The organism is Gallaecimonas xiamenensis 3-C-1 (genome assembly GCF_000299915.1).
Lineage (GTDB): Bacteria > Pseudomonadota > Gammaproteobacteria > Enterobacterales > Gallaecimonadaceae > Gallaecimonas > Gallaecimonas xiamenensis.
This window is the reverse complement of sequence record NZ_AMRI01000025.1, coordinates 59,863-67,489: the sequence shown is the minus strand read 5'-3', so window position 1 is coordinate 67,489 and position 7,627 is coordinate 59,863. Positions and strand designations below refer to the sequence as shown.

Here is a 7,627-nt window from a genome sequence, read left to right as displayed (position 1 = left end):
TGCTCTACCAACTGAGCTAACGACCCATCAAGTTTTTGCCGCTTTAGTACCTGGGTACGGGCCCGACAAGGCCGATTAAAAAAGCCCGCTTTTGCAGGCTTTTAAGAGTCTGGTGGGTCGTGCAGGATTCGAACCTGCGACCAATTGATTAAAAGTCAACTGCTCTACCAACTGAGCTAACGACCCGACGGGCGCCTATCTTACTGAATTTGACTGGCCGTGCAAGAAGAAAATCACGGCCAGGGACCGATTGCGCAAAAAGCCGACAGACGGCTTACAAGCTGCCCAGTTTGTCCTTGGCCAGGCGGGCCGAGGTGGTATCCGGGTACTCTTTTACGACGCGGTTGAAGTAGGCCGAAGCACCGGCCTTGTCCCCTTTTTCCAGGGCGATGATGCCTAGCTTAAGCATGGCGTCGGCGCGTTTACTGGAATTGGGGAAGCGGTTCACCACCTGGATAAAGGACTGGCCTGCTTCGTCCAGCTTGCGATCGCTGTAGAGCAGTTGCCCCAACCAATAGTGGGCGTTGTCGATATAGGAAGACTTCGGAAAGTCCTTGATGAACTTTCTGAAAGCATCCGTCGCCTTGGCGTAGTCCTTTTGCTTGAGGACCAGGCCCACGGCGCGATCGTAGGCGTCGTTCTCGCTCAGATCGGCAGAGTAATTGCTACCTGTGTCGACCACAGGCTGGCTGTTGGCGGCTGGCGACGGTGTGGCTACCGGCGTACCGGATTGCACTCTGGCCAGTTCCTTGTAGATCTCCCGCTGGCGGTCCAGAAGCTGACTCAGCTTATGGTCATGCTCTTCGGTGACGCCACGCAGTTCACGCAATTCGTCTTGCAGGGCACTGAGGCGCTGCTGGGTTTCCAGCTGCATACGGCTGCGGGATTCAAATTGCGCCTCCAGGCGCGCGACTCGGGATTCCAAATCCCCGCCGGCCTCCACAACGGGCGCCGGCGCCGCATAAGCGGCGCCGGACAGGCCGACCAACAAGACAAGACTTGTCAGCGGTTTATTCATAACTTAGTAAACCAGTACGGCACGACGGTTTTTGGAGAAAGCTTCCTCGGAATGGCTAGGATCCAGAGGTTTCTCTTCACCGTAGGACACCAGGCTGATCTGGGAGTCCAATACGCCCAGGCCCAGCATGTATTGCTTAACGGCCTTGGCACGCTTCTCGCCCAGGGCGATGTTGTACTCGGGAGTACCGCGCTCATCGGCGTGGCCTTCGATCAGTACTTTAACGCCTTGGTTTTCACGCAGGTAGGCAGCGTGGGCTTCCAGAACTTCAGCGAACTCGGGACGGATGTCGTACTTGTCGAATTCGAAGTAGATGATGTGCTCACGGCGCATCTCTTCCTGGCGCATGCGACGTTGTTCTTCGGCGCTCATGACCGGCTCAACAGTACCGGTTACCACTTCTTCTTGTTGCTGCTGGTTGGAAGTAGTGGAACCGGCAGTTTTGGTGTCGGAAGTAGAGGAACAGGCTGAGAGGGCCAGGATTGGCAGAGCCAGCAGCATCCCTTTCAGAAGTTTATTGTGTTGCATCGTCAGGTCCTTATATTGCTATGACTGCAAAGAGTTATTTTTTTACAAAAAGGGTGACCAGGCCGGAGCCTTCACCTGTCCCTGGCGGGCCGGCAGGCGGGCTTTAAAACGCCCATCCACCGACACTAGACCCAAAACCTTCTGCCCCCGATAGAGCGTGGCATAAATAATCATGCTGCCATTGGGGGCCAGGCTTGGAGACTCATCCAATTCCGTTTTTGTCAGAACCTGCAGCGCACCCGTTTCCAGGTCCTGACGTGCGATCCGGTAATTCCCCTGAGTACGGTTCACCATGATGAGGTATTTCCCATCAGGACTGATAGAGCCGCCCAGGTTCTGCTCACCATCAAAAGTCAAGCGTTTCACAGCTTTAGAAGACAAATCTACACGATAAAGTTGAGGACGACCACCCCGCTCCGAGGTGAACACAATCGCCTTGGAATCAGGGAACCAGGACGGTTCCGTATCTATGGCGTAGTGGTCGGTCAGCCGTGTTACTTGCTTCGACGCGATGTCCATCACGTAAATTTCAGGGTTACCGTCTTTCGACAGAACCATGGCCAACTTTTTACCGTCCGGTGACCAAACAGGGTTGCCGTTGATCATCGGAAACGACGTCAATTTTTCACGACGCTGGTTGTAAAGATCCTGAACGAAAATCTCGGCAGTACGATTTTGGAAAGAAACATACGCCAATTTTGTTCCGTCAGGTGACCAGGACGGTGACATCAAGGGTTCTTTGGCCTTGGTTACCACGGTTTCGTTGTAACCATCGTAATCGGACACCATCAATTTGTACGGGTATACCGGATCGTTATCCACCACCACATAAGCTATGCGGGTAAGGAAAGCGCCCCGTTCTCCGGTGAGCTTCTCATAGACTATATCGGCTATACGGTGCGAATACTGTCGAAATTGGCGGGAAGAAATTACCGCCTGACGGGATTCGAGGATATGGGCGCTGGATTTGACCAGGCTGCCGTCAGCCAACCGTTGCTGGTTTCCGCCTGTGACCTGGCCACGCAATACGTCCACCAGATCAAAACTGACCAGGTACTTGTCCTCACCGTAAGGCTTGACTGTGCCCACCACCAGGGCCTCTACCCCTTTGGTGGCCCAGGCGCCGTAGTGGATGTCGTCAACGCTGCGGGGCTGCTCGGGCATGGCGTTCACCCCCAAGGGGGAGAACTTGCCGGAGTTGCGAAGATCCGCTCCTATCACCTCGGCCGGCTGCAAAGGCAGCAGGCCGCCTTCGAAGGTAAAGGGCAATATGGCCACGGGGCGGGCCGTGTCCATACCGTCGGTGATCACGATGTCCAGGGCCGCCTTGGCACTCTGGCTCAAGGTCAGCAGGCCCAGAAATAGCACTGTCAGAAAACGCACGGCAACCTCGTCAGAATTGTGGCTTCATGGTCATGTTAATTTCGCGCATCTGGGCGAACACTTCAGGGTCGCTGGACACCGGCAGGGTTTCCGCCTTCCAGACCGCCCGCTGGGCCGACTCGAAAATCGCCCTGTCACCCGATACATATTGCACATCCAGCACTAGGCCACTGGGGGCCAGCTTGATACGCACCTGTGCTTCCTTGCCACGCATGCTGTCGTCCACCACCCAGTTGCGCTGAATGGTGTCGATGATAAGCGCACGATACTTGTCTATCTCGCTCAGCACCTGCTTTTGCCTTGCCTTGGACCGGGCAGCCGCTTCGGCGGCCATCTGATCGGCCAACTGCTGCTCGGCTTCGGCCTTCTTGCGCGCTTCCTCTGCCTTACGCTTTTTCTCCGCTTCGGCCTTTTTACGGGCCTCTTCTTCTTTGCGTTTGCGCTCGGCTTCTTCCTTCTTACGCTTTTCTTCGGCGGCCTTGGCGGCAGCCTCTTCCTTTTGGCGCTTGGCCTCGGCAGCCTTGGCGGCTTCCTCGGCTTTTTTCTTCTCTTCGAGCTTCTTCTGGCGCTCCAGCTCCAGTTCCTTGGCCTTCTTGGCTTCCTGTGCCTGAATGCGCTTGGCCTCGGCGGCTTGCTTTTGCGCTTCGACCTTGGCCTGTTCTTCCTGCGCCCGCTGGCGCTTGAGATCGGCGATACGTTTTTGCTCGGCCTGGCGCTCTTGCTCCAGGCGCTGCTTACGGTCGGCCTCGGCCTTACGTTCGGCAGCCTGTTCGGCCTTAATCCGCTTGACCTGCTCTTCCACTACCTTGCTGTCGACCGCCTTGGCGGTAATGGGTTCCCCTTGGGGCTGCGGCATCTGCGGCGCGTCGGTAAAATCCAGGGACAACCCCAGGAAAACCAGCACCAGCACATGCACCCCAATGGACAAGCCCAGCGGAAGACCCATGCCGTCTTTGCGCATGGTTACTTCTCCTCGGGCGGATCTGTCATCAGCCCTACATCATCCACTCCGGCACCTTGCAAGGTGCCCATCAGCTGTACCACCTTGGCGTAGGGCACGGCACCGTCACCACGGATCACCACGGGGGTAGCCGGCTCCACTTCACGCTGGGCCTTGACCACAGCGGCCAAGGTGGCCACGTCGTCATATTGCTCTGCCTTTTTGGAGCCCACCTGTAGGAAGTAGTCCCCTTCCTTGGTGATGGACACCACGGCCGCCGGCTTGGAGTCCGGCGGCAGGGGTTCGGAAGACTGCTTGGGCAGATCCACCTTGACTCCCTGGGTGATCAAGGGCGCCGTGACCATAAAGATGATCAGCAGCACCAACATCACGTCGATATAGGGAACGACGTTGATCTCGGCAACAGGGCGGCGGCGTTTTCGCGGCGCGGCACTCATGCAGCCTGGCCTCCATCATTGGCAAAGACTTGACGGTGCAAAATAGCGGCGAACTCTTCCTGGAAGTTAAGGTAAGCCTGTTCCAGTTTTTCCACGTTGTGGGAGAAACGGTTGTAAGCCATCACCGCAGGAATGGCCGCGAACAGGCCCATGGCGGTGGCGATCAGGGCCTCGGCGATGCCGGGGGCCACCATGGACAGGGTGGCCTGCTGCACATTACCCAGGGCGATAAAGGAGTTCATGATGCCCCAGACGGTACCGAACAGGCCCACATAAGGGCTGATGGAACCGACGGTGGCCAGGAACGACAAATGGGACTCCAGGTGTTCCACTTCCCGGTTCAAGGTCACCCGCATGGAACGGTCCGCCCCGTCCAGCACCGACTGGGGGCTGCGGCTGGAGTTCTTGGAGAGGCGGGCAAATTCCTTGAAGCCGGCGGTGAATACCTTTTCCATGCCGCCCAATTGATCCTGGCGGGCATTGAGTTCGTGGTAGAGCTTGCCAAGGTCGATGCCGGACCAAAACTTGTCTTCAAAACGGTCGGCCTGGCTTTTTGCTTGCTTCAATACCTTGTGGCGCTGGAAGATCAGCGTCCATGAAAATACGGAGAAAGCCAGCAGGATCAGCATCACGGTCTTGACCAGCAGACTTGCCTGCCAGAACAGACCAAAAAAGGACATGTCGTTCACCCTTTGAGCACTCCCAAAACTTCGGTCGGAATAGCGGTTGCCTTGCCTTTGTTCAAATCGACACAGGCCACCAGCACTTCCGCTTCACACAAAATTTGACCCCCTTCTCTGAGCAGCTGCTGGTGGAAGGTCAGACTGGCCCGCTTGAGGGCTGTCACCTGACTGTTAACCTGCAGTAACTCGTTGAAGCGGGCCGGTAAATAATTTTCCATCTTAACAGAGCGGACCACAAAGGCGATACCGGACGCCAATAAACCGTTTTGCTCTATGCCCAGTGCCCGCAGCCACTCGGTACGGGCCCTCTCAAAGAACTTCAGGTAATTGGCGTGGTAAACGATGCCACCGGCGTCGGTGTCTTCGTAGTAAATCCGGATTGGCCACTGGTGCTGCATAGGGTCCTCATCATGAAAAAGGGGAGCTTAAGCTCCCCTGAACAGTTACCGGGTCTCGCCCATGTTTTTTAGCAAAAACGCAAAGATGTCGGAAGCCTCACGGATTTGCATGGCAGTGGGCTTGCCGGCGCCGTGGCCGGCATTGTGCTCGATGCGCAATATCACCGGCGCCGGGCCCTGCTGATCGGCCTGCACCGTGGCGGCAAATTTGAAGGAGTGGTAAGGCACCACCCTGTCGTCATGGTCGGCAGTCATCACCATGGTGGCCGGGTAGGCCCTTTTCTTGACGTTATGCAAAGGCGAGTAGGCGTAAAGATAGGGGAAGTCGGCGGCGTTGTCGGCGCTGCCGTACTCACTGGTCCAGGCCCAACCGATGGTGAATTTGTGGAAGCGCAGCATGTCCAGCACCCCCACCGCCGGCAGCACGGCCGCAAACAGGTCCGGTCTTTGGGTCAGGGCCGCTCCCATCAACAGGCCACCGTTGCTGCGGCCGTAGGCACCCAGCTTTTTGGGGCTGGTGTAGCCGGTCTGGATCAGGTATTCGGCAGCGGCAAAGTAGTCGTCAAAGACGTTCTGCTTTTTCTCCTTCATACCGGCCTGGTGCCAGGCTTCGCCATATTCGCTGCCGCCGCGCAGGTTGGGCACCGCATAAACGCCGCCCCGTTCCATCCAGGCAATGTTGGCGGAGCTGAAACGCGGGGTCAGGGGGATGTTGAAACCGCCGTAGGCGTAAAGCAGGGTCGGGTTATTGCCGTCCAGTTTGATGCCCTTCTTATAGGAGATCATCATCGGCACCTTGGTGCCGTCCTTGGAGCGGTAGAACACCTGTTCTGAGACGAAATCGTCGGGATTGTAGGCCAGCACCGGTTGGCGATAGGGACTGACGCTGTTTTGAGCCATATCCAGCTTGTAGATGCTGGGCGCCTGGATGTAGGAAGCAAAGCTGAAGTAGGCCTCGCTGCTTTTGCGTTTGCCGCTCAAGCCACTGACGCTGCCTTTACCGGGCAAGGCCACGGTGCGCAGGTAGGTACCTTTGAGGTCATGGACCTTGAGTTCGGACAGGGCGTCCTTCATGGTCAGCACCAGGAACTGGTCGTTAAAAAGGCTGACCTGGGAAATGGGATTGTCCCCCTCGGGGATCAGGGTCTTCCAATTGGCTTTGGCTGGGCTGCGGGTGTCGATGGCCACCACTTTACCCTTGGGGGCATTGAGGTTGGTCTCAAAATAGAAAACCGGGCCGTCATGACCGATAAAACTGTAGGAGGCTTCCAGGTCGGGGATCAGCTCCACCACCTTGCCGCCTTTTTGCAGATCCTTGTAGAAGAAGCGGTTCCGTGAGTCGGTGCCCTTGGACACGTAGATCAACAGGTAGCGGCCGTCTTCCGAGACATCGGCACCAAAACCCCAGTCCTTATGATCGGGACGCTGGTAAACCAGTTGGTCCTGGGATTGGGGGGTGCCCATGCGGTGGTAATAGAGTTTTTGGTTGTAGTTAACCCCGGACAGGGCCTCGCCACCTTTGGGGGCGTCGTAACGGGCGTAAAAGACCCCTTTGCCATCCTTGTCCCAACTGGCAGAGGAAAACTTGATCCACTCCAGCTTGTCGGCCAGGGGCTGCCCTGTGGCCACGTCCATAAACTGCCATTGCTGCCAGTCGGAACCGGACTTGGAGGTACCATAAGCCAGTACCTTGCCGTTATTTGAAACCTGGGTACCAGACAGGGCTACGGTGCCGTCACCGGACAGGCGGTTGGGGTCAAGGAGCACCCTGGCCGTGCCCTTGGGGCCGTCCTGCACGTAAAGCACGCTTTGGGACTGCAGGCCGTCGTTACGGAAGTAAAAGATGTTGTCGCCACGGCGGTAGGGGGCGGAAAAGCGCTCATAGTTCCAAAGGGCGGTAATGCGCTTTTCAAGCTCGGCCCTGACCGGTATGGCACTCAAATAGTCGTCGGCCAAGGTTTTCTGCTCACTGACCCAGCGGCTGACCTCGGGGCTGTCGGACTCCAGCCAGCGGTAGGGATCCGCCACCTGGGTACCGAAGTAGTCATCGATCTGGTCTGTGGTTGGCGTCTGGGGATAGCTCAGGGTGGCGGCCTGGGTATCCCCCTGGCCGGCCTGTTGGCAACCTGCCAGCAGGGCCACCGCCAGTGCGGAGGCGAGCAGTTGTCCTTTCATCTTGAATTCCTTAAAAAGAAGTACGCAAGGACTATATCAAATGC

General features: G+C 57.1%; 8 protein-coding genes and 1 tRNA gene. All 9 read right to left on the bottom strand.

From position 1 onward, the window contains the following. Positions 1–110 precede the first annotated feature (110 nt). A tRNA-Lys gene (locus B3C1_RS15665) sits at positions 111–186 on the bottom strand. An 88-nt stretch (positions 187–274) separates the two neighbouring features. Next, the gene (gene ybgF / locus B3C1_RS15660; RefSeq protein ID WP_035482457.1) at positions 275–1,018 is read right to left on the bottom strand and encodes a tol-pal system protein YbgF; all 744 of its coding nucleotides are present in this window, start codon (positions 1,016–1,018) and stop codon (positions 275–277) included. Positions 1,019–1,021: 3 nt separating this feature from the next. Next, positions 1,022–1,546, bottom strand: coding sequence for a peptidoglycan-associated lipoprotein Pal (gene pal, locus B3C1_RS15655; RefSeq protein WP_008486021.1), 525 nt, complete (start codon positions 1,544–1,546; stop codon positions 1,022–1,024). Between the two features lie 42 nt (positions 1,547–1,588). Continuing rightward, the gene (gene tolB / locus B3C1_RS15650; protein ID WP_008486019.1) at positions 1,589–2,929 is read right to left on the bottom strand and encodes a Tol-Pal system beta propeller repeat protein TolB; all 1,341 of its coding nucleotides are present in this window, start codon (positions 2,927–2,929) and stop codon (positions 1,589–1,591) included. 10 nt (positions 2,930–2,939) lie between these two features. After that, a complete protein-coding gene (tolA, locus tag B3C1_RS15645) occupies positions 2,940–3,890 on the bottom strand; it encodes a cell envelope integrity protein TolA (RefSeq protein ID WP_008486017.1) in 951 nt (316 codons plus the stop codon). A 2-nt stretch (positions 3,891–3,892) separates the two neighbouring features. After that, the gene (tolR, locus tag B3C1_RS15640) at positions 3,893–4,327 is read right to left on the bottom strand and encodes a protein TolR (RefSeq protein ID WP_008486016.1); all 435 of its coding nucleotides are present in this window, start codon (positions 4,325–4,327) and stop codon (positions 3,893–3,895) included. Continuing rightward, positions 4,324–5,016, bottom strand: coding sequence for a protein TolQ (gene tolQ / locus B3C1_RS15635; RefSeq protein ID WP_008486015.1), 693 nt, complete (start codon positions 5,014–5,016; stop codon positions 4,324–4,326). The genes tolR and tolQ overlap by 4 nt, the downstream gene beginning before the upstream one ends. Next, on the bottom strand, positions 5,013–5,408 hold the full coding sequence (gene ybgC, locus B3C1_RS15630; protein ID WP_008486014.1) for a tol-pal system-associated acyl-CoA thioesterase: 396 nt from the start codon (positions 5,406–5,408) through the stop codon (positions 5,013–5,015). Before ybgC ends, tolQ begins: the two co-directional genes overlap by 4 nt. 45 nt (positions 5,409–5,453) lie before the next feature. After that, on the bottom strand, positions 5,454–7,583 hold the full coding sequence (locus B3C1_RS15625) for a prolyl oligopeptidase family serine peptidase (RefSeq protein ID WP_008486013.1): 2,130 nt from the start codon (positions 7,581–7,583) through the stop codon (positions 5,454–5,456). Positions 7,584–7,627: the final 44 nt, after the last annotated feature.